This window comes from Cloacibacterium sp. DMC96 (genome assembly GCF_056313765.1).
This window is the reverse complement of the sequence record NZ_JBQUZQ010000001.1, coordinates 371,287-392,226: the sequence shown is the minus strand read 5'-3', so window position 1 is coordinate 392,226 and position 20,940 is coordinate 371,287. Positions and strand designations below refer to the sequence as shown.

Genomic DNA, 20,940 nt, shown 5'->3' with positions numbered 1-20,940 from the left:
TTCCGAGGCTGATTCGAAGGAAACACGAAGAAACCACGAACAAACCCCACAGAAAACCCGAATTTGACTAGTAGGTGATTACAACCCATTCTCTAATCATCTGCGCTGGTTGTAACGAGATAAAATATTTATCCGAAGGCAAAACGCAACAAATTTCTTCCCATTCGTCTTTTAGAATAATGCTATTGCCCGAAATTTCTAGGTAACCCAAAAACTTGAAGGAATTTCTAGAATTGATGAGTTCTGTATTTTTTAGATAATAAGGTTGCTCTTCAGTCCACATTTCATACGTTCCTTTCAATTGATATTTTTTATCAATTTCTTGGTCTTCCTCAAAATAGCGCTCTATAAATTCATGTTCGGTTACCTTTACCAAACTGCTGATTTTCATCCTCTTTAAGCCATTTTTCTCGGGAATTTCATTACAATTAAAAAAGCATTGGAGTTTTTCTTCCAACAGTTCTTGATTTTTCAAAGTCTTTATTTGTTTTTGATTAAGAACTTTCACCAATTCTTCTGTTGCATATTCACTAAAATCTTCATCTATGTAGTTCAAATGCAAATTATACCAAGCATATTTTTGATTGATTTCGTCAAAAGGTTCGTAGAAACTATCAAAAACGTTTGTTTGATTTACTGGTGTCTCATCCTCAAAAATTTCTACTTCTTGAGTTTTTAGAAAATAGTCAAATCCTATTTCTGGATTTTCGGCTCTTTCAATACTGATGCTTCCGTCTTCTGTAAGGACTTCAAAAACAATTTCTCTTTCCATGATGTTGTCTTTTTTTAAATTTTGTACATCAAAGGTAGGTTTGTACACGGACAAAATATGGCGGTGGAGAAATAATGTGATGATTTGATGATGTGGTGATGTGATGATGTGATGATGTGCTGATGTGGTGATGGATGTGGAGTTTCTCGCTGATTTTCGCAAATTTCTACCGATGATTCTCGCTGATTTTTGTGAAGAATGGCTATTGATGATGGATGACGAATTATGGATATTAAATTTTGGCTAAAACCTCATTCCATAACCATAAAAAACGGGCTTACTTCGACTAAACTCAGCATAAAAAAGCCCGTTCCTATTGATAAAATTAAAAATCTTAAATCTCGAGTATATTAAATCTCGATTCTTGGCTCTTAAATCTTGAATCTTTTTACTTGATTCTTGATTCTTTTTACTTGATTCTTGGCTTTTTATTCTCGGCTCTTTCCTCAGACTACACTTAATAAAAACTGATAAATAACCACCATCGCATAAGTATCTAGTTCACAATATTTTAGCAAATGAATTACAAGATCTTCTTCTACAAACTTTTGTTGAAGAATTGATTGATGATAAAGCGAACTGGCGGTTCCTCCTTCTTGAATCACCAAATTTCGATAGGTAAAATCTGGCGCAACCGCTGGTAAAACAGATTTAATAGAAGCAGAATTTTTCATCTCTGGAAAATAACAAAATCCCCCTTGAAAAACCGGCAACAAATCTACTACTCTACTCACTAAATTTTTTAAAAACGGAGCGTCTTCGGGAAACATATTTGCCAATTCATTTAATCTTGCTACTTCAAAACTCTGATTATAAGTTACAATATTTCCTTCGGTTCCGAAATCTTGTTTGAGTTGCTCAACCAATAATTTCAGAGGATTTTTACCATTAGAAAAATCTTCAGGACGCGCTAAAAATTCTTTGTGTGAAAGTTTGCCATCTTCTTCTAAAATATGCAAGGAATACTGAAACGGAACTTGCTGATAAGGTCTCGTTCCGTCCAGAACAGGAATGGCAGGAAAAACAGTTTCAAAATCAAAGAAATACAAGGGAAACTGCCAAGAAGAAATCATATTCTTGATGGCTTCTTTATTGATGTACTGCTCTTGATTTCTCAATCCTTTTCTTTGTAAATGTTGAAAATGCGTAAGCGGAAAATCATCTTCTATGTCTTCAATTTTTAGAATTCCTTGCTCATACAATTCCCATGCTTTATTGCCACCACGATACAATTCAAAAACAGAATTTTCGGGAATGTGTTTCCAACAATGATGTACGAAATCACAAGCAAAAGGAGACGAACAATGTGCACCGATGGAAACATTGGGTTCCTGTTTATTTTCTAACATTACAAGTAATCTTTCCAAATTCTCTTCTACCCAAGTTTGTTTAGACAAAACTTTATCTGTAATATCTTCCAAATGAAAAAATTCATCTGTTAACTCACCATTTTTAATGTATTGATTGTTCACATGCATCAGAAAAAACTTATCTGGTGCATAACCCGCTTCTTTCATCACAAAATATTGCAATGATGCATCGGTAAGATGATAATCTTTGACAGAAGTACTGTTTTTTACTTCTATTGCCCAGACTTCACTATTCATTCGATGTAAAATATCAAGCATACAAAGTGCATTTTTAGCGGTGAAAGTAGCTTCGTAGATGGTTTCTACCTCTTCTGCAATCCATAGTTTGGTTTTTTCAATGGAAGGAGAAAAATCCGAAAAATCTTCTGGAGTGGCATCTTTACCATTAGGAAATCTATTTTGTGCCAAATTTCCTATCTGATGTCCTAGGTCAAAAATTGCTTGAGTTTGCTCATCAGTAGGCAGTTGTAAGTCTTTTCGGTAATAGGAATACCAAAGTTTTTTTTCGCATTGTACGCCAGAAACGAAACGAGATTTAGAAAGTGTTTTCATGGTTATTGGTAAATGTTGGATAATTAATTTTTTATTTTTTAGCAATTACAAAAAATTCTTGAGCATGATTTCTACTTCTTCTTTCATTTCTTTTTTGAAAGATTCTGGAGCCAGAATTTGCACCCGTTTTCCGTAAGAGAGAATTTCTCTTTGGAAATCATAAGTAGGCACTACAAAAACTTTAAAAACCGTCTCGTTTTCATCTTCAGAAATGACGGCTTGTGAATGATGCAGTGGCAAAGCTTTTACATAATTGGCTTGTTCATTATCAAACTTCAATAGAATTTCTTGAGGCAAAGCTCCGTCTGCACTGATGATACCGAAAGAATTTTTGTATGCTTCTTCAATATTAATTTCTTCTCTTGTAAAACTTGCTGTGGTAATATCTAGGTCAGAAATACGGTCTAAACCAAAGGTTTTCAAGAAAAAAGAACCATCTTTTGATTTGTAATCTGCAGCCAAAAGATACCATCTGTTTTTAAATTCTTTCAATGCATAAGGTGTTACTACTTTGGAAGATTTTTCATTTTCCCAAAATTTTTGGTAACTGAAGGTGATGACTTTTTTCTGAGTAATGGCATGCACAATTCCGTTTAAATATTCAAAACCTCTGGCTCTTCTTGGCTCGAAGAACATGACGTCTGTTTTATCTTGCGTTTCACGATAGGCTTGTACCAAAAGCAATTGGTCAAAAACACTTTCCTGAGAAAGTTCTAGTTCTTCTTGCTCTATAAAATGTACATTTCGCTTTCTAGAAAATGAAATCTGTATCCCAAAAACATCTGCAATGGCAACTTTGTCTCGCTGAAAAGTGCGTTCTGTAAATTTAAGCGTGAGACCTTTTTCTTGAAATTTATCTTCTAAAAAATCAGAAATTTCTTCATAAGATGCGCCTCTATCTTTTCTTCTTCTTAATAATTGTTCTATTAAAACTAAGCGAAGCATTTGTTCATTTTTGGCCATGAGATTTGGTTTTTAGGTTCATTATTTTTTTTCTATGAACCAAAGTTAAGCAAACAGAACGTCAATTTAAGTCGTTTTAATGCAAATTGTGATTTTTTTCTCTTCCACGAGTTTATCATTCAAAAAACACTTCTTATTGGCTTCCGTATAACCATCAGTCAGAAATCTATATTGAAATAACTGACTGTTAAATCCTTTTTCGTCATCAAATTCTTGGAGTAACAATTTCCCTTCTTCATCGAAATTTTTAAACGCTTTTCTTTTTTTAGCTCCTAGAAAATAAAAATCACAATCAAATGAATGAGAAAATCTTCTTTCGGAATAGACACAGTCATTGATTTTCAAAATTTGAGCTTTTACATTCTGTTTTTTATCTGTGATGATGATTTCTTCAAAATCATTTTCTTTTTTGATAAAAGAAGTCTTCAACCAACCATCGGGAAGCTGACCTTTCCAAAAATATTTATAAAAACACAACTGACCTTTTTCCTCTAATGTAAAATGATGAAAGGTTTGTTCAAAGAAAATACTGTTTTGGAAAAACAGAGATTTTGGTCTTTTATAAGTCTCACAATTTGTCACTTTTCCTTTTTCATCAAAGAGGGTAATGGTGTAATCTTCTGTTTCATTTTCTATTTTATTGGATTCAAAAAAATAAAAAATATTTCCATTTTCAAATCGTTTTTCTTTGACGATTTTTTGGTTTCTATCTAGCCAAACCTCCCGAAAATCATCTTTATAATAGGTTAAACGTTCTGAAATTTGCAGAACTTCATCTATCTGAAAATATGGCTCATATTCTAAAATATCTAAGTGATGATAGTTGAAAAAATTCATGGTATTGGATTTTTATAATTTTAATGAAGTCTATATTTCTTGGCAAAGAAAAAGCCTTACTCAGACAAAGTAAGACTTGGAGAAAAATTTTTATTTATGAACAATAATTTTAATTAGCGTTTAATTTTTCATTCCAATTTCTCTATTTTAAAATTATGAAGATTAATGGAAATTGGACTGCCAACTGTATCATATTTTTGCTCAACCGCAACAGCTATTTTAATCCTGTCTTCTAATAAAAGTAGAGGATTATTTTGCGCAATGCACTCCACTTCTACCACCCAATTCTTCTGAAGAATCGTAGAAAAAGTATTCAAATCTCTTATTGTAGTGAATCGATATTGTGGCATATTTTGAATAAAAACAGTTCTTAAACTCTGAAATTGATCCAATTTCCCGAAAGTGGATTCAGTGAATCATAAAAACCATTATCGGTAAAAATTACCATCAGATTTTTAGAACTCAACAAATAATGCATGGTAGCTTCGAAACTTTTAAATGAAGTAAAGTTCTTTGCTGTAGTTCTTTTAATCAATAATTCTTTTCTGTTTTCTGGATTAATCTTAAACGTAAATCCGTTAAATTCTACAATTTGTGCCATAACTTTTTTTTTAAACAAAGAAAGCGTGAAGAAAAGTCAAAAGAAGTCGTTTGAAAATTCATGGCGTTTAATTTTAATAAAATTTTAAAATCTAGAATCCAATTTTTCTCTTATCCGTATTGTTCCATTTTTCTTGACCGCAAAACTGCATCACTTCATAAAAAGTACAGGAAGTATTGTTTAAAAGTTCGTGCATGAAGCATTTTCTTGTTATATTTTCTATTTCTCCACCAGAAAACGGAAAACGCTCTGCTAATCTTCTAGCTTCTTCATCTGTAAGAAAAGAGAGTTTGCTTTTCCATATTTTAGCAGCATTTTCTAAACTAGGCTGATCAAATTGTACTTTAAAAAGAAATCGTCTTTCGAATGCTGCATCCATATTTTTCACCAAATTGGTAGTAGCAAAGAGAATTCCTTCGAAGTTTTCCATTTCTTCTAAAATAATATTTTGGATGGCATTTTCGGTTTCCGCTGTATTGCTGTTTCCTAATTCTTTTCTTTTAGAAATGATTCCATCTGCTTCGTTAAAAAGTAAAATCGGGCAATTGCTCTCGGTTTTCATCATTTGATGGTAGTCGTTAAAGACTTTTTTGATCAATTTTTGGCTTTCACCAAACCACATGCTTTTGGTTTCAGAAATGTCTACTTTATAAATATTTCTATGCGTTTTTTTAGCCAGTTGATATACCGTTTCTGTTTTTCCAGTTCCAGGCAATCCGTGTAATAAAACCGCCATTCCTTTAGGTAAAGCTCTTTCTTCCAATCGTTTTTGCATTTGTGCAAAAGCATCTATCTGCAAAGCATTTTCTATAATGTTGAGTTGGGCAATTTCTTTAGGATTATAAAATAGTTCTTTGGTTTTAATCTGGTTAAACTGAATTAATTTTTTGTTCCCTTCAGAAAAATTATCAATGGTAATTCCTTCTTTTTCAGAAAGAAATTTTGTCATTTCATTGGAAAGTTTTGCTAAGGTTCTGTTTGCAAACTGTTCATTGGAAAGTTCTATTAAATGGAGTTGGGTTAATTTGGTTTCGCCTTTAATTACTTCATTAAATTTTTGGATACTATTGCTTTTTCTAGGAAAAAATTCATCTATCGTTATCTGAACATTGGTATTAAAAAAATTATCACCTCTAGTTATGGCATCCCAAATTACATCTAATAAAAGATAAGTCTCAAAAACATCTAATTTTAGTTTTTTTATTTCGGCAAAAAGAGGAAAAGAAAGATTTTCAGAAACCAATTCTTCTATGTAATTTTTAAATTCAAAAAAGCCAATTACTTCTGAAAACAATTCATCGCTCTTGGTGTCAAATTCTTCTAAAGCATCTATTAAACCAAAGGTTTTACGAGTAGTCTGAGGAATTTGGGTTAACATTTTACCTTTAGAAATGGCAAAAATTATAGATTGCGGAACTTCATATTTCATGATTTTTTTCTTGTCTTTATTGTAAAGAAGGTTTCTAGCGTATAGATTTTCTATGGCTTCTCTATATTTTAAAACATGAAATTCCTTGAGCCCAAGATGTTGAAAAACATTTTTAAAAGTGCTGTTTTCAAACCACATCACAAAAGCATTGGCAAACAGAACCGCTTCTATTTTGTTTACCATTAAATAATTAGAAATTTCAGAAATCTCCTCTGAAACTTCATTGAGCGAAGTTTCTAGCAGTTGAGAATTTTTTGAGGAGTGATGTATTTTTTCCAAATAATCTAAGACATTAAAATCAAGTTGAGTTTTCATGATACTATTTTTATGAAAACAAAATTGATAGTTGCTAATGCCAAATTAAGACGTCCTAAAATCTATTTAAAAAATTCACAAAAAAATCCCAACCTTTTCTGATTGGGATTTGATATTAATATTTATCGTGATTTATTTCACTTCTTCGAAATCTGCATCTTGTACATTTTCGCCAGCGTTACCTTGTGTTTGTTCAGGTTGTGGTTGTGCTTCTTGAGTCGCTTTGTACAATTCTTCTGAAGCTGCCATCCAAGCTGCGTCTAATGCTTCTAACTTAGGTTTAATCGCATCTGCGTCTTTGGTTTCATAAGCAGCTTTCAATTCTGTGTGAGCTGCTTCGATTGCTGCTTTTTTATCAGCAGATAATTTTTCTCCAAATTCTTTTAATTGTTTTTCTGTTTGGAAAATCATTCCATCAGCTTTATTGATGGTTTCTACATCTTCTTTTCTCTTCGCGTCTGCTGCTGCATTTTCTTCTGCTTCTTTTTTCATTCTTTCGATTTCTGCATCAGAAAGTCCAGAAGATGCTTGGATTTTGATAGATTGTTCTTTACCAGTTCCTTTATCTTTCGCAGAAACGTGTAGAATACCGTTTGCATCAATGTCAAAAGTTACCTCAATTTGTGGAACTCCTCTTGGTGCAGGTGGAATATCTACTAAATCAAATCTACCAATTTCTTTGTTATCATTAAACATTGGTCTTTCCCCTTGTCCTACTCTGATGGTTACTGCAGGCTGATTATCACTTGCTGTAGAGAAAACTTCTGATTTTTTAGTAGGAATGGTAGTATTCGCTTCAATTAATTTAGTGAAAACTGAACCCATTGTTTCGATACCTAAAGAAAGTGGAGTTACGTCTAATAAAAGAACGTCTTTTACATCACCCGTTAAAACTCCCCCTTGAATTGCAGCACCAATTGCTACTACTTCGTCTGGATTTACTCCTTTTGAAGGTGATTTTCCGAAGAATTTCTCTACCGCTTCTTGAATTGCAGGAATTCTGGTAGAACCACCCACTAAGATGATTTCGTCAATATCAGAAGTGCTCATTCCAGCATTTCTAAGAGCCGTTTTACATGGCTCAATGGTTCTTTGAATTAAATCATGTGCCAATTGCTCAAATTTAGCTCTGGTCAATGTTTTCACTAAGTGTTTAGGACCAGTTGCAGTAGCAGTGATATATGGTAAATTGATTTCAGTTTGAGTAGAAGAAGACAATTCAATTTTTGCTTTTTCAGCAGCTTCTTTTAAACGTTGAAGTGCAATTGCATCAGATTTAAGGTCTACTCCTTCTTCAGATTTGAATTCATCTGCCATCCAATCGATGATTACGTTATCAAAGTCGTCTCCACCAAGGTGTGTATCACCATCAGTTGCTTTCACTTCGAAAGATGCGTTACCATCTACTTCGTACATTTCTAGTACAGAAACGTCATGAGTACCACCACCACAGTCGAAAACAACTACATTTAGGTCTTTTTTACCTACTTTATCTAAACCGTAAGCTAAAGCTGCAGCAGTAGGTTCGTTGATGATTCTTTCTACTTTAAGACCAGCGATTTCACCAGCTTCTTTGGTAGCTTGTCTTTGCGCATCGTTAAAGTATGCAGGAACCGTAATTACTGCTCTGGTTACTTCTTGACCTAAGAAATCTTCAGCCGTTTTCTTCATTTTTTGAAGAATCATTGCAGAAATTTCTTGTGCTGTATATTCTCTATCGTCTATTTTTACTTTTACAGTATCATTTGGTCCAGCTACTACAGCATAAGGAACTCTAGAAATTTCTTCTTTATCTTTAGTAAACTGTGTTCCGATGAATCTCTTGATAGAATAAACAGTTTTAGTAGGATTCGTTACTGCTTGTCTTTTTGCAGGATCACCTACTTTTCTTTCGCCATCTTCTGTAAATGCTACAATAGATGGTGTGGTTCTTTTACCTTCTGCATTTGGGATAACTACAGGATCTTTACCTTCCATTACCGCAACGCAAGAGTTGGTCGTACCTAAATCAATTCCGATAATTTTGCTCATAATATTTATATTTTATTTTTTACTTAACTAATTTGACTTGGATTTCTCCAATTTTATACCATTGAGAAAATTGTGACAAATTGACATTTTCTTAAAAACTGTCATCTTTTAAATTCTCCATTTCACTTCTCTATTCACATGTTTATCATTATATTTGGCTAAAACTTTTTACAGATATGCCACAATTCAATCCTAGAGACATTACCTGGTTAGGTTTTAATGCAAGAGTTTTGCAAGAAGCGATGGACGAAACCGTTCCATTACACCTGAGAATTAGATTTTTAGGGATTTTTTCTAATAACCTAGATGAGTTTTTCAGAGTGCGAGTTGCGGGACTAAAACGAGCACTAGAACTTAAAGATAAACTTGCAGTAGAAACGTTTTTTGACAAACCTCAAAGAATTCTGGACAAAATCAATAAAATTGTCATCAAACAACAGGAAGATTTTGAAAAAACTTGGGACAAAATCCAAGAAGAAATGGCAGAGCAAAAAGTTTTCATTAAAACTCCTAAAAAACTCACCGAAAAACAAAAGGAATTTGTAAAAAAATATTTTGACGAAGAAGTAGAAAGCAACGTCATTCCTATTCTGCTTCATGACCATGTTCAACTGCCCTATTTGCGAGAAAAAAGCCTTTATCTAGGCATTGCAATGCGCAGAAAAGATTGGAAATTTGGTACAAAATTCGCGATTATAGAAGTGCCAGCAAAAGCCAATGGAAGATTTGTCATTTTACCAACCGAAAATCCTGAGGAAACTGACATAATGCTTCTAGAAGACGTCATCGCTTTTAATTTACCGCATATTTTCTCGTATTTTGGATATGATGATTTCAAAGCAAATTCTTTTAAGGTGACCAAAGATGCAGAATTTGACCTCGATAATGACATCAGAACCAGCTTTGTAGAAAAAATTGAAAAAGGCATCAAATCCAGAAGAAAAGGAAAACCTACCCGTTTTGTTTTTGACAAAGACATGGACAAATCTTTGGTGGAATTTCTCATCAAAAAACTCAATCTTACCAAAAGAGACAGCATTATTCCGGGTCAAAAAATTCATAATTTCAGACATTTTATGGATTTTCCAGATGTTTTTAAAAATTATGAAAAACCAATAGAGAGAAGTTCTTTTACGCATCCAGAATTTGACCATGAAGGCAGAATTACAGATGTTATCGTAAAAAAAGATGTGCTTCTTACCTTTCCTTATCACACTTTTACACCTGTTATTGACTTGTTGAGAGAAGCTGCAATGGATCCTGATGTAAAATCTATTCAAATCACGGCTTATAGATTAGCCAGCAATTCCAAAATTGTAAATGCATTGATTAATGCCGTGAGAAACGGAAAAGAAGTCACCGTAATGCTAGAATTGCGCGCCAGATTTGATGAAGAAAACAACCTAGAATGGAAAGAAAGATTAGAAGAAGAAGGCGTAAAAGTTTTAGTAGGATTACCCAATAAAAAAGTACACGCAAAACTTTGTGTCATCAAAAAAAGAGTGAACAACAAGACCATTCAATACGGATTTGTAAGCACTGGAAACCTCAACGAAAAAACAGCCAAAATTTATGTAGACCATTTGCTCATGACTTCTAACAGAGCAATTATGGCAGACATTAATAAAGTTTTCAATGTGTTCAGAAAACCAAAAATAGACCCCGTTTTAGCATTGAAATCTTGTAATCATTTATTAGTTTGTCCGCATTTTATGCGAGAAAAAATCGAATGGCATATCGACAAAGAAATTGAAGAAGCAAAAGCAGGCAGAAAAGCCGAAATGATAATAAAAGTAAACTCACTTTCTGATAAAGGTTTGATTAAAAAACTTTATGAAGCAGCGGAAGCTGGTGTGGAAATTAAAATGATTGTTCGCGGAATTTTCTGTGCTGTAGAACAGAAAACGTTCAAGAAAAAAATTCATGCTATCAGTATTGTAGATGAGTATTTGGAACATTCTAGGGTGATGTATTTTTACAATAAAGGCATTGAAGATGTTTATCTTTCTTCAGCGGATTGGATGACGCGAAACCTAGATTACAGAATAGAAGCTGCCGTAAAAGTGAATCAAAAAAATCTTAAAAAAGAACTAAAAGATTTATTAGAACTTCAATTGAAAGGCAATGTAAAAGCCAGATTTCTAGATGAAGATTTGACCAATAAATATGTGAAAAACAATAAAAAACCATTCCGCAGTCAAATAGAAACGTATAAATTCTTGAAAAAGAAAGCTATTGAGAATTAATTTTTGAAAATCTCTGATTTTCTTGCGCCTTCAAAACATTTTAATTTTAAAAATAATTTTACGCCATTGCGTTAAAAAATGAGAAACATACTTTTAGCATTTTTGGTTTTTTCAAATATTCTTTTTTCACAGAAGAAAGACAGTTTAGTTTTTTCAGAACAACCAAAATTCACTTCAAAGCAACTCATTATTCCAGCTACTTTAATGACAGCAGGAAGCATCGTTTTATCTACAGAAAATAGAGATTTCAGCGTTACAGAAAACAAAAATTTCTTGGCTTTTGGAGGTTATCCCGAAGATTACCTTCAATTTGCGCCTCTTGTTTCACTTTACGCTTTTGAATGGGCAGGAATGAAACCTAAAACCGACTTCTGGAATAGAACTGCTATTTTGGCAAAATCTGAAATTATTGTTTTTGGGAGTACTTATCTTTTGAAAAAAGCCATTAAAAAACCTCGTCCAGACGGAAGCAATGAATTTGGTTTCCCGAGTGGTCATACTGCGAATGTTTTTGCTGGCGCTACAATGCTTTCTATGGAATATGGTGAAAATTACCGTTGGGTACCCTATGTTGCTTATTCTGTAGCAACTGGAGTGGGCGTTTTGAGAATTGCTCACGACAAACATTATTGGAGTGATGTGATTTTCGGAGCTGGTTTGGGAATTTTATCCACCAAAATCGCTTATTGGACGCATCAATATCAATGGAACAAAAAATCAGAAAAAGACAATCTCACGATTTTATACAAAGAACATTTATAAAATTCTTCAGAAATTAATGAATTAACATACATTTACCCTCAAAATTTTTCAACATTTATGAACTTTAAAAAAATATTAGGAACATTGGTTTTGGCTTCGGTTTGTGGTTTTTCGCAAACGCAGCAATTTACCATGAACGACGCCGTTTTAGGACTTAGAACCAATCTTGCCGTGAAAAACATTAGAGATTTTTCTTTCAGCAATGATGGCAAATCTTATCTTCAAATGGTTAAAAATGCTTATCTCATCACAGATATTGCGACCAACAAGACAGATACTTTGGTTTCTTTGTATCAAGTAAATCAAAATCTAAATGCAGACCAAAAACTGAAAGCACTTTCTCCACTGAAATTTTTGAACAATTCTAAAGCTTATTTTTCTCAAAAAGGAAAATATTTTTGGCTTCAAAAAACGGGAAATTCTTGGCAAAAAACAGAATTTGCTTCTATTCCTGAAGAGGCAGAAAACGCTCAACTTCTTCCTGATAATCAAACGATTATTTACACCATCAAAAATAATTTATTTGTAAATGTTAATGGAAAGACTTTGAAAATTACAGATGACCAAAACGAAAATATCATCAACGGACAATCGGTTCACCGTAATGAATTTGGAATCGATGGAGGAATTTTTGCAGCGCCAAATTTTCAAAAAATTGCATTTTACAGAATGGATCAAAGCATGGTTACAGACTACCCAATCATCGATTGGAGCGTAACTCCTGCAGAAAACCATAATATCAAATATCCTATGGCTGGAAATAAATCTCACGAAGTTTCCATCGGTGTTTTTGATGTAAAAACTCAAACCAAAAAATTCTTAAACATCGAAGGCGACAAAGAGCAATATTTAACCTGCGTAACTTGGAGCCCTGATTCTAAATCTATTTTCGTAGCGGTGCTGAACAGAGCTCAAAACCACATGAAACTGAATCAATATGATGCAGAAACAGGAAATTTAGTTAAAACGCTCTTCGAAGAAAAAGATGAAAAATATGTAGAACCACAGCATCCATTAACCTTTTTACCTGGCTCAAATAAAGATTTTATTTGGCAAAGTCAAAGAACGGGTTATAATCATTTATTTTGGTACAACACAGACAAAGGTTTGGTAAAACAAATTACCAAAGGAAATTGGTTGGTGAATGAAATTCTAGGTTTTAACGAAAAGAAAAAAGAAATTTATTTCTCTTCGACTAAAGAAACTCCACTTGAAAAACATTTGTACAAAGTAAATTGGCAAACGACTAAAATCACCAAATTAGACAAAGACGCTGGTATTCACAATGGAATTTTGAGCAAAGACGGAACACATTTATATGATGTTTTTGCCAATGCTTCTACTCCAAGAATTGCCAATATTATCAATACGCAATCGCTTCAAACCAAAAATATTTTAACCGCAGAAAACCCTCTGAAAAACTTCCAAAGACCTGAAATTCAGAACATCACACTAAAAGCAGACGACGGAACTCCACTCTATGGAAAACTGATTTTGCCGACTGATTTTAATAAAACTAAAAAATATCCTGTAATTGTCTATTTATACAATGGACCTCATTTACAATTGGTTACCAATAACTTCCCAGCTTCTGGAAATCTTTGGTACGAATATATGGCGCAACGTGGCTACATTGTCTTTACGATGGACGGAAGAGGTTCTTCTAACAGAGGAACACAGTTTGAACAAGCGGTTTTCAGAAACCTAGGTGAAACTGAAATGAAAGACCAATTAAAAGGTGTAGAATATTTAAAATCTTTGCCTTTTGTAAATGCTGAAAAAATGGGAATTCACGGTTGGAGTTTTGGTGGATTTATGACCACAAGTTTTATGCTGAAATATCCTGAAGTTTTCAAAGCGGGAGTTGCAGGTGGACCTGTAATCGATTGGACTCTATACGAAATTATGTACACAGAACGTTACATGGATTCTCCAAAAGAAAATCCTGAAGGTTACGCAAAAGCTAATCTTTTAGACAAAGTTCAAAACTTGAAAGGAAAATTACTCATGATTCATGGTGCGCAAGATGATGTAGTGGTTTGGCAACATTCTGTAAAATTCCTGAAATCTGCCGTTGACAAAGGCGTTCAGTTAGATTATTTCGTTTATCCTGGTCATCCTCACAATGTTTCTGGGAAAGACAGAGTACATTTAATGGAAAAAGTTACTGATTATTTTGACTTGTATTTGAAATAGTAGTTATAAACCACAAAAGGTACAAAATAAAAGTTTGAAAATAAGCTTTTCAAAAGCAAAAAAAAGAGCAAAAAGATTTTTACTTTTTGCTCTTTTGTATTTCTTAAACACAAAGAAAATCTTTTGTGCCTTTTGTGGTTTAAAACTAATCTACTTTTTTCAAATCCAAATCTCCAAAGTCAAAAGAGAAATCGGTAACATCTGAAATCGGTTTCATTTTGGCAGAAACTGCTTTTCCGTTTTCATCAAAGGTAAGGGTAAAAAATGCGTCTGCATCATAACTTCTATCATCCCATTTGATAACGAAAGTATCTTTAGAATAAGGCAAAACTTCACCTTTTAATCGTTCTGAAGACTTGCAAATCACTCTGAAACCTTTCTTTTCTTTAGAAATTACCACATCACCAAACCAAGTATCTCTATACGTCCCTACAAATTGTTCTGGAGCTAGTTTTGCACTTCTGTCTTTTTGGTAAGCAAATGCTTTAGCATAAGTTTCCGCCTTTTCTTTGTCATATTGAGCATTTCCTTTTGCGTATCTTTCTGCATAGGTTTTCAACCAATTTCTGTCTTCAATTCCTAAATACGCATCTTTTACCGTATTGGTAATCGTGTTAAAAGCCACCCCTTGTTGTTGATTCGTGAGCACTACAATTCCTAAATTCAAATCTGGAATTAACGTAAATTGCGTAACTGTACCGATTAAACCACCTGTATGCTGAATCTGACGGTGACCTTTTACATCAGAAATAAACCAACCTAAACCGTAACCGTAAAATTTAGTATCATAAGGATTTTTAGCAGCCATAGGAATCGGTTGTTGAATTTGCCACAAAATATTTGCGTTTTTCTCAGAAACCAAACGTTTTCCGTCTTTGGTTACAAAACCATTCATTAAGAAATTTGCCCAAGTCGTCATGTCTGTAATGTTGCTCAAAATTCCACCAGCTGCATTGGCTGTTTCGTTCCAATCGTGAGGAACTGCAACTGCTTTTCCATTGACTGGAGCATGAGCGTCAATTTTATTTTCTATAGATTTTGCACGGTTATAAGAACCGAAACTTGAGTTCATCCCAACAGGTTTCATAATTCTTTCTTCGATAAATTCTGCCCAAGTTTTGCCAGAAATTTTATGAATGACTTCTCCAGCTACAATGAACATCACATTGTTATAATCCATTGTATTTCTGAAAGAATGCGCAGGTTTCAAATAACGAACATTGTGCAATAATTGTTCTGTAGTCATAGTTCCACCTTCTGGAAAAAACATTAAATCTCCTTGTCCAAGACCTAAACCAGCTCTGTGCGTCACCAAATCTTTGATGGTAAGTTCTTGCGTCACATAATCGTCATACATTTTGAAATCGGGTAAAAATTTAGTCACTTTATCGTCCCAATTGAGTTTTCCTTCGTCTGCTAAAATCGCTAAAGCAGTGCAAGTGAAACCCTTAGAATTAGAAGCAATTCCCACCAAAGTTTCTGGCGTCATCGGTAAATTATTGTTAAGAGAACGCACTCCGAAACCTTTTGAATAGATAACTTTACCGTCTTTAAGAACACCGACAGACATTCCGGGGACATCAAAAGTTTTAATAGTATTTTGGATGAGTTCGTCTAGTTTCTGCTCTGAAATTTGACTAAAAAAGAATAATGAGCAAAGAATAAAGAACAAAGAAAATGATTTTTTCATGCTGATTTTTTTGAATTTCTGTAAAGGTAAGATTTTTTGTAAATTTGGGTTAATTATCAACCAATGAAAACATTTAAGATTTTATTATTCATTTTATTACCCATTTTTTCTTTAACTCAAAATTGCAAAAATAATTTTGACAACAAAATTTACATAATTGCATTGGAAGAATATATAAAACAGATAGACGAATTTTATACAACTGATTTTTATTTTCAAAATAAGAAAAAAATAATTTTTATTGAAGAAAAAGATTATTTGAAAGATATTCCTAACAATATTAATGGTTATAAAATTGTAAAGATTAACAATGATAATAAGAAAAAAATTGTCCTGAAAAATAAATCAATTTTACTCGTTGAAGTTTTTAAATTAAAAGAAAAAAACGGTGAATATTATATAAATATTACTCCATATTTAACAAGTTTAAAAAAAAAATAATTTTAATCAAACGGTAAGTGATTGGACAATAGTATATTTTGAAAATCTTAATGGAAAATTAGTCTATTCTAAAACCATACATGGTGGCATCTAAATTTTTTTTGAAATTTGAATTAACTAAATTATACTATGAAAACCTCTTATCTCATACCAATTCTACTTATAGCCATTTTATCTTGCTCCAAAAAACAAGAAGAAAAAATAGAAGTCTTCAACAAACCCATTATTTCAAATGAAAATTCTACTGATAGATTCTTCCCGAAAGAAAAAACAGTGGAAAAATTTGATACTTTAATCATTGACAAAAACCTAGAAATTAGCATCACCAAATCTTATTTAGATAGTTTTGTAACCAATGAATTTGAAAATGAAGGCAAAAAACAGGTGGATAAATACCGAGACGCTGAAATTTCGCTGAAAATAAAACAAGACAATAAAATTCTTCTAGATACTTTATTTAGAAAAGAAAATTTCAATAATTATATTGATAAAAATTTTCAAAAAATTGCAGTTTTCCACGGTTATTGGTTAGATGGAATTGATCATGAAAAGATTCAATTTTTCGGAACGATTTCAAAGCCAGAAACAGATTGGGCGTTTGATTTTCGTCATAACTTTTATCTCAAAAACAAATCTTTAAAAACCGAAATTGTAGAACAAAACGAAGAATGATTCAAAAAAAAATCGCAGATTAAACTGATAATAATCAGTCAAATCTGCGAAGAAAATAAGTTTTTCTAAATTCTATTTCATTGCTTTTTCGTAGTAATCAGAAACCACGCTCCAATCTATTACATTGAAAAAAGCGTCTATATAATCTGCTCTTTTGTTTTGATATTTCAAATAGTAAGCGTGTTCCCAAACATCCATTGCCAAAACTGGAGTTCCAGAAATAGACATTCCCGGCATTAATGGATTATCTTGATTTGCGGTACTACCTACTTTCAATTTTCCTGAAGCATCAGTAACCAACCAAGCCCAACCAGAACCAAATTGTTTCGCTCCTGCGTCAGAAAACTGCTTTTTGAAATTTTCAAAACTTCCGAAATCTCTATTGATGGCATCTGCTAATTTCCCAGTTGGTTTTCCTGTTGAATTCGGAGTCATCAAATCAAAATACAAATTGTGATTGTAATAACCACCTGCATTATTTCTTAGCATTGCATTGCTCGTATCAAGCGTTTTCAATAGTTGCTCAATCGTCATATTCGCTTGAGGTTTTCCTTCCACCGCTTTATTTAAATTGTTCAAATAACCTACATAATGCTTAGAAAAGTGAATGTACATGGTTTTAGCATCTACATATTTTGAAAAAGCATCATAATTATATTTCAGTGTTTTTATTTTGAAAGCGCCTTCATTTGCAGTAACATCAGAAGGTTTGCCATAATCTGTAGATTCTACATTCACTACAGGTTGCGCCGTATTTCCCACTACCGCTACACAAGAAGTAACCGCAGAAAAAGCGATGGCTACAAAAGCCCATTGAACTAATTTTTTCATATCTATAAAGATTTAATTTTTAAAAATTGAATTTCCCAAAAATAGCAAAAAAGTCCCGAAAATAGGTCAATTTATCATTAACAAAATCTATAATTTGGTTTGATATATTTATTTTAAAGTTAAGTACTCTCCCATTCTACAATTCTCCCACTCTACAACTATACTTTGTACTTTTAACTTTACGCTTCGTACTTATAAAAATATTACCTTTGTAAAAAGTAAAAAAGTAAAATGGAAAGTAAAAAAGAATTCTTCTTAGAATGTTATAAACTTGGGATTATAAAATTCGGTAGATTTACATTGAAATCCGGCATTGAAAGCCCGTTTTATGTAGATTTAAGACCTCTCGCTTCTGAGCCAAAAATCTTAAAACATTTGGCTAATTATCTTTTAGAAATGCTTCCTTTGGATAATTTTGATGTGATTTGCGGTGTTCCTTACGCTGCATTACCTATGGCAACCGCCATGTCTTTAGAAAGCTATATCCCATTGATTATCAAGAGAAAAGAAGCTAAAGAATACGGAACCAAAAAACTCATTGAAGGCATTTATAAATCTGGACAAAACTGTCTACTAGTAGAAGATGTAATCACTTCTGGAAAATCTTTGGTAGAAACCATCGCCGAAGTAGAAAATGAAGGGTTAAAAGTTTCTGATATTGTAGTGGTTCTAGACCGTGAACAAGGCGGAAAGCAACTTTTACAAGAGAAAGGTTATCATGTTCATACGCTTTTCAGCATTTCTGAAGTGGTAGAAATTTTAAAAGAAGTAGACCATCTTACGGAAGAAGAAGTTCTAAGAATTAATGAATTTATCGCAGGAAATAAAATTGAATTCAAAGAAGAAAAAAGACTTTCTTACGAACAAAAATTAGAAAATTGCGAACATTCTGTTGGAAAAAAAATCTTAGAAATTGCTATTTCTAAACAATCTAACCTTATCGCTTCTGCAGATGTTACTACCACCAAAGAATTGCTAGAATTTGCAGAAAAAGTAGGTCCACATATTGTAGCTCTAAAAACGCATATTGACATTATTTCCGATTTTGATAGTGATAAAACCATTCTTCCTCTAAAAGATTTAGCAACCAAGCATAATTTCCTTCTGATGGAAGACCGAAAATTCGGCGACATCGGGAATACTCAGGAATTACAATACAGAGGCGGAATGTATAAAATTTCGCATTGGGCAGATTTGGTTACTTCTCACGTGATTGCAGGCTATCAAAGCATTGATTGTTTTATGAATTCTGGAGTAATTGCTATTCTTTCTATGTCTTCGAAAGGTGCGCTTACTGACCAAAATTACAGAGCAGAAGCTTTAAAAATTGTAGAAACGCATCCAAACATTATCGGTTGTGTGGCTCAAAATAAAGTTCCTGCCAATGTTTTACTTTTTACACCAGGAGTAAATATCAGTTCCAAAGGAGATGACAAAGGCCAACAGTACAATACGCCAGAACATGTTTTCAAAAATTTACATACAGATTTCGTGATTGTAGGACGCGGAATTTATAAAGCTGAAAATGTAGAAAAATCTGCAAAACTCTACAAATTAGAATCTTGGAACGCCTACCTAAAATCGCTCTAAATGGATAAAAAAACGAACATACAACTCTATTCGCCTACCGAAGAAAAATTAAATATTTGGTCTCATGCTTTTGGGATTTTCTTGAGCATCATCGCTTTGGTTCTATTAATCATTAAGGCGGTGCAGCAAGACAATATCTGGATGATGATAAGTTTCCCAATTTTTGGGGTGAGTTTAATTTTATTATACCTTGCTTCTACGCTTTATCATGCCTCAAAAGAACCTCAAAAGAGATTTAAACTCAAAGTTTTCGACCATGCTGCTATTTATGTTCTTATCGCAGGAAGTTACACGCCTTTTACATTGGTCAGTTTAAACGGAGAAACGGGTTGGCTTATTTTTTCAATGGTTTGGGTGATGGCTTTTACAGGAATTATTCTCAAATTATTTTTCACGGGAAAATTTAAAATTGTTTCTACAGCGATGTACGTTTTGATGGGTTGGCTGATTGTTTTTTATTTCCAAGATCTTACTGCTCATTTACATGAAAAAGGAGTATTTTACCTAATTCTTGGCGGTGTTTTATATACCATTGGTGCCATTTTATACAGCATTAAGAAAATAAAATTCAATCATGCTATTTTCCATTTTTTTGTTTTAGCAGGGAGTTTCTGTCACTTTTTATCTATTTATTTATACGTCTAGCTAAAGAAATTGAGCAACTTAATTTTACTTTTTGTCTGTCTGATTATAGGAATTGTTTTAAAAAAATCTAAAATAATTCCCGATAATTTTCATACTTCACTGAATGCATTTGTGATTAACATTTCGCTTTCTGCATTTTCTCTGTATTATATTTCAAAAATAGAACTCAACATCTCGGTGATTTATCCCGTTTTAGTGGTCTGGATAGGAATTTTTGCTGCGATTTTATTTTTTGCAGGATTAGGAAAAATTTTCGGCTGGAAATCTTCTTTAATTGGCGCTTTAATTATGTGTGCAGGTTTCGGAAACACTTCTTTTGTAGGCATTCCTTTAATTCAAGCCATGTATGGAGAAGAAGGTTTAAAAACCGTGATGTTGGTAGACCAACCTGGTTTCGTCGCTCTTTCTACTGTAGGAATTTTAGTCGCCAATTTTTATTCTGGAAGCAAAGATTCTCTACTCAAACATCTTTCTAAAATTTTAAAATTTCCGCCATTTATTGCATTTGTAATTGCTTTGTTGCTGAATGTTTTCTCCATAGAAATTCCAAAAGATTTTGACGAAGTTTTAATGAAATTGGGCGCAACTACTGTTCCACTCGCTTTGGTTTCTGTAGGAAGTCAAATGCAATGGAAAAAAATTGAGAAAAAAGAAGGATTTCATCTTTTCATCGGTTTACTTTTCAAGCTCGTTCTTTTGCCTTTATTGATTTTAGTGATTTACAAATATATTTTCCATCAAAGTGGAGACGTTATAGACATTTGTATTTTAGAAGCAGCGATGGCGCCTATGATTACAGCGGCGATTATTGCTTCGGCTCATGATTTAGAACCTAAATTTTGTAACTTGATGGTTGCGATGGGAATTCCTCTATCTATCCTTACCGTGGGAATTTGGCATTTACTACTGCCTTTTTTATAATTTAAAAAGATAAAAACTTCCGATTTATTCCCAAGAAAATATTCATCCGAGAAAGGAATGATAATTCTCAAAATCC

General features: G+C 33.0%; 18 protein-coding genes. 8 read left to right on the top strand and 10 right to left on the bottom strand.

Going from position 1 to position 20,940, the window contains the following annotated elements:
• Window positions 1-67: 67 nt before the first annotated feature.
• From ACT53I_RS01685 to dnaK, 8 genes are all read right to left on the bottom strand, one after another.
• Complete coding sequence (locus tag ACT53I_RS01685; protein ID WP_476078148.1) at window positions 68-934, bottom strand: hypothetical protein; 867 nt, start codon at window positions 932-934, stop codon at window positions 68-70.
• Window positions 935-1,218: 284 nt separating this feature from the next.
• Window positions 1,219-2,694: a DUF2779 domain-containing protein gene (locus tag ACT53I_RS01680; RefSeq protein ID WP_476078147.1), complete on the bottom strand. Its 1,476-nt coding sequence runs from the start codon at window positions 2,692-2,694 to the stop codon at window positions 1,219-1,221.
• A gap of 45 nt (window positions 2,695-2,739) precedes the next feature.
• Window positions 2,740-3,657, bottom strand: a complete 918-nt coding sequence (locus tag ACT53I_RS01675) for a helix-turn-helix transcriptional regulator (protein WP_476078146.1) — start codon at window positions 3,655-3,657, stop codon at window positions 2,740-2,742.
• 66 nt (window positions 3,658-3,723) lie between these two features.
• Window positions 3,724-4,494, bottom strand: coding sequence for a hypothetical protein (locus ACT53I_RS01670; RefSeq protein ID WP_476078145.1), 771 nt, complete (start codon window positions 4,492-4,494; stop codon window positions 3,724-3,726).
• A 128-nt stretch (window positions 4,495-4,622) separates the two neighbouring features.
• Complete coding sequence (locus ACT53I_RS01665) at window positions 4,623-4,844, bottom strand: hypothetical protein (RefSeq protein WP_476078144.1); 222 nt, start codon at window positions 4,842-4,844, stop codon at window positions 4,623-4,625.
• 20 nt (window positions 4,845-4,864) lie between these two features.
• Window positions 4,865-5,095 carry a hypothetical protein gene (locus ACT53I_RS01660; protein WP_124878727.1) on the bottom strand — a complete coding sequence of 77 codons (231 nt, stop codon included), beginning with the start codon at window positions 5,093-5,095 and terminating at the stop codon, window positions 4,865-4,867.
• A 91-nt stretch (window positions 5,096-5,186) separates the two neighbouring features.
• Window positions 5,187-6,839, bottom strand: coding sequence for an ATP-binding protein (locus tag ACT53I_RS01655; protein WP_476078143.1), 1,653 nt, complete (start codon window positions 6,837-6,839; stop codon window positions 5,187-5,189).
• 132 nt (window positions 6,840-6,971) lie between these two features.
• Complete coding sequence (dnaK, locus tag ACT53I_RS01650) at window positions 6,972-8,870, bottom strand: molecular chaperone DnaK (protein WP_476078142.1); 1,899 nt, start codon at window positions 8,868-8,870, stop codon at window positions 6,972-6,974.
• A gap of 176 nt (window positions 8,871-9,046) precedes the next feature.
• On the opposite strand from dnaK, the gene ppk1 reads away from it, so the two are divergent.
• The 3 genes from ppk1 to ACT53I_RS01635 all read left to right on the top strand — a co-directional run bounded on the left by ppk1 (window position 9,047) and on the right by ACT53I_RS01635 (window position 14,074).
• Window positions 9,047-11,116 carry a polyphosphate kinase 1 gene (gene ppk1 / locus ACT53I_RS01645; RefSeq protein WP_476078141.1) on the top strand — a complete coding sequence of 690 codons (2,070 nt, stop codon included), beginning with the start codon at window positions 9,047-9,049 and terminating at the stop codon, window positions 11,114-11,116.
• Window positions 11,117-11,194: 78 nt separating this feature from the next.
• The gene (locus ACT53I_RS01640) at window positions 11,195-11,878 is read left to right on the top strand and encodes a phosphatase PAP2 family protein (RefSeq protein WP_476078140.1); all 684 of its coding nucleotides are present in this window, start codon (window positions 11,195-11,197) and stop codon (window positions 11,876-11,878) included.
• 57 nt (window positions 11,879-11,935) lie between these two features.
• On the top strand, window positions 11,936-14,074 hold the full coding sequence (locus ACT53I_RS01635; RefSeq protein WP_476078139.1) for a S9 family peptidase: 2,139 nt from the start codon (window positions 11,936-11,938) through the stop codon (window positions 14,072-14,074).
• A 145-nt stretch (window positions 14,075-14,219) separates the two neighbouring features.
• Here ACT53I_RS01635 and ACT53I_RS01630 read toward each other — a convergent pair whose 3' ends face one another.
• A complete protein-coding gene (locus ACT53I_RS01630; RefSeq protein ID WP_476078138.1) occupies window positions 14,220-15,764 on the bottom strand; it encodes a serine hydrolase in 1,545 nt (514 codons plus the stop codon).
• A 63-nt stretch (window positions 15,765-15,827) separates the two neighbouring features.
• Here ACT53I_RS01630 and ACT53I_RS01625 point away from each other — a divergent pair, with 63 nt between their 5' ends.
• Window positions 15,828-16,205, top strand: a complete 378-nt coding sequence (locus ACT53I_RS01625) for a hypothetical protein (protein ID WP_476078137.1) — start codon at window positions 15,828-15,830, stop codon at window positions 16,203-16,205.
• A gap of 129 nt (window positions 16,206-16,334) precedes the next feature.
• Complete coding sequence (locus ACT53I_RS01620; protein WP_476078136.1) at window positions 16,335-16,877, top strand: DUF4738 domain-containing protein; 543 nt, start codon at window positions 16,335-16,337, stop codon at window positions 16,875-16,877.
• 72 nt (window positions 16,878-16,949) lie between these two features.
• Here ACT53I_RS01620 and ACT53I_RS01615 read toward each other — a convergent pair whose 3' ends face one another.
• Complete coding sequence (locus ACT53I_RS01615; RefSeq protein ID WP_476078135.1) at window positions 16,950-17,708, bottom strand: superoxide dismutase; 759 nt, start codon at window positions 17,706-17,708, stop codon at window positions 16,950-16,952.
• A gap of 231 nt (window positions 17,709-17,939) precedes the next feature.
• Here ACT53I_RS01615 and pyrF point away from each other — a divergent pair, with 231 nt between their 5' ends.
• From pyrF to ACT53I_RS01600, 3 genes are read left to right on the top strand one after another with little or no spacing between them, the layout of a single operon-like run.
• Entirely contained in the window at window positions 17,940-19,298 is a 1,359-nt protein-coding gene (pyrF, locus tag ACT53I_RS01610; RefSeq protein WP_476078134.1) for an orotidine-5'-phosphate decarboxylase, read from the top strand.
• Complete coding sequence (trhA, locus tag ACT53I_RS01605) at window positions 19,299-19,943, top strand: PAQR family membrane homeostasis protein TrhA (protein ID WP_476078133.1); 645 nt, start codon at window positions 19,299-19,301, stop codon at window positions 19,941-19,943.
• A 9-nt stretch (window positions 19,944-19,952) separates the two neighbouring features.
• Window positions 19,953-20,864, top strand: a complete 912-nt coding sequence (locus ACT53I_RS01600; protein WP_476078132.1) for an AEC family transporter — start codon at window positions 19,953-19,955, stop codon at window positions 20,862-20,864.
• The last annotated feature ends 76 nt before the right edge of the window (window positions 20,865-20,940 follow it).